Origin of the sequence: Planococcus notacanthi (assembly GCF_030407825.1) — a bacterium.
Classification (GTDB): domain Bacteria; phylum Bacillota; class Bacilli; order Bacillales_A; family Planococcaceae; genus Planococcus; species Planococcus notacanthi.
The window spans coordinates 1-2,231 of record NZ_JASDCQ010000017.1; the positions used below are offsets into that span (position 1 = coordinate 1).

Consider the following 2,231-nt stretch of genomic DNA (forward strand, 5'->3'; position numbering starts at 1 on the left):
CAGAGTATGCAGTTGTAGACCCGAAACCAGGTGATCTACCCATGTCCAGGGTGAAGGTAAGGTAACACTTACTGGAGGCCCGAACCCACGCACGTTGAAAAGTGCGGGGATGAGGTGTGGGTAGCGGAGAAATTCCAATCGAACCTGGAGATAGCTGGTTCTCTCCGAAATAGCTTTAGGGCTAGCCTCAAGAAGAGAATCCTGGAGGTAGAGCACTGTTTGGACTAGGGGCCCATCCCGGGTTACCGAATTCAGACAAACTCCGAATGCCAGTGATTTATACTTGGGAGTCAGACTGCGAGTGATAAGATCCGTAGTCAAGAGGGAAACAGCCCAGACCACCAGCTAAGGTCCCCAAATATCCGTTAAGTGGAAAAGGATGTGGCGTTGCTTAGACAACCAGGATGTTGGCTTAGAAGCAGCCATCATTTAAAGAGTGCGTAATAGCTCACTGGTCGAGTGACACTGCGCCGAAAATGTACCGGGGCTAAACGGATTACCGAAGCTGTGGATGGACATCGTAGATGTCCGTGGTAGGAGAGCGTTCTAAGGGCGTTGAAGTCAGACCGGAAGGACTGGTGGAGCGCTTAGAAGTGAGAATGCCGGTATGAGTAACGAAAGACGGGTGAGAATCCCGTCCACCGAATGCCTAAGGTTTCCTGAGGAAGGCTCGTCCGCTCAGGGTTAGTCGGGACCTAAGTCGAGGCCGATAGGCGTAGACGATGGACAACAGGTTGATATTCCTGTACCACCTCCCCGCCGTTTGAGCAATGGGGGGACGCAGAAGGATAAGGAGAGCGTGCCGTTGGTTGTGCACGTCCAAGCAGTGAGGCGTGGAATGAGGCAAATCCCATTCCTGTAACGTTGAGCTGTGATGGCGAGAGGACTTGTCCTCGAGTCCCTGATTTCACACTGCCAAGAAAAGCCTCTAGCGAGGCGGGAGGTGCCCGTACCGCAAACCGACACAGGTAGGCGAGAAGAGAATTCTAAGGTGAGCGAGTGAACTCTCGTTAAGGAACTCGGCAAAATGACCCCGTAACTTCGGGAGAAGGGGTGCTCTGGTAGGGTGTATAGCCCGAGAGAGCCGCAGTGAATAGGCCCAGGCGACTGTTTAGCAAAAACACAGGTCTCTGCAAAACCGTAAGGTGACGTATAGGGGCTGACGCCTGCCCGGTGCTGGAAGGTTAAGGGGAGTGCTTAGCGCAAGCGAAGGTGCGAACTGAAGCCCCAGTAAACGGCGGCCGTAACTATAACGGTCCTAAGGTAGCGAAATTCCTTGTCGGGTAAGTTCCGACCCGCACGAAAGGCGTAACGATCTGGGCACTGTCTCAACGAGAGACTCGGTGAAATTATAGTACCTGTGAAGATGCAGGTTACCCGCGACAGGACGGAAAGACCCCGTGGAGCTTTACTGTAGCCTGATATTGACTTTTGGTGCAACTTGTACAGGATAGGTAGGAGCCAGAGATGCCGGAGCGCCAGCTTCGGCGGAGGCGTCAGTGGGATACTACCCTGGTTGTATTGAAATTCTAACCCACGCCCCTGATCGGGGCGGGAGACAGTGTCAGGCGGGCAGTTTGACTGGGGCGGTCGCCTCCTAAAGAGTAACGGAGGCGCCCAAAGGTTCCCTCAGAATGGTTGGAAATCATTCGCAGAGTGTAAAGGCAGAAGGGAGCTTGACTGCGAGACGTACAGGTCGAGCAGGGTCGAAAGACGGGCTTAGTGATCCGGTGGTTCCGCATGGAAGGGCCATCGCTCAACGGATAAAAGCTACCCCGGGGATAACAGGCTTATCTCCCCCAAGAGTCCACATCGACGGGGAGGTTTGGCACCTCGATGTCGGCTCATCGCATCCTGGGGCTGTAGTCGGTCCCAAGGGTTGGGCTGTTCGCCCATTAAAGCGGTACGCGAGCTGGGTTCAGAACGTCGTGAGACAGTTCGGTCCCTATCCGTCGCGGGCGCAGGAAATTTGAGAGGAGCTGTCCTTAGTACGAGAGGACCGGGATGGACACACCGCTGGTGTACCAGTTGTTCTGCCAAGGGCATCGCTGGGTAGCTATGTGTGGCCGGGATAAGTGCTGAAAGCATCTAAGCACGAAGCCCCCCTCAAGATGAGATTTCCCATTGCGCAAGCAAGTAAGATCCCTCAAAGACGATGAGGTAGATAGGTTCGAGGTGGAAGCGTGGCGACACGTGCAGCTGACGAATACTAATCGATCGAGGACTTAACC

At 54.4% G+C, this 2,231-nt stretch carries 1 rRNA gene; it reads left to right on the forward strand.

Features of this window, described 5'->3' with window-relative positions:
* Window positions 1–2,231: ribosomal RNA gene (locus tag QMA01_RS18100) — 23S ribosomal RNA — on the forward strand; the annotation flags it as partial.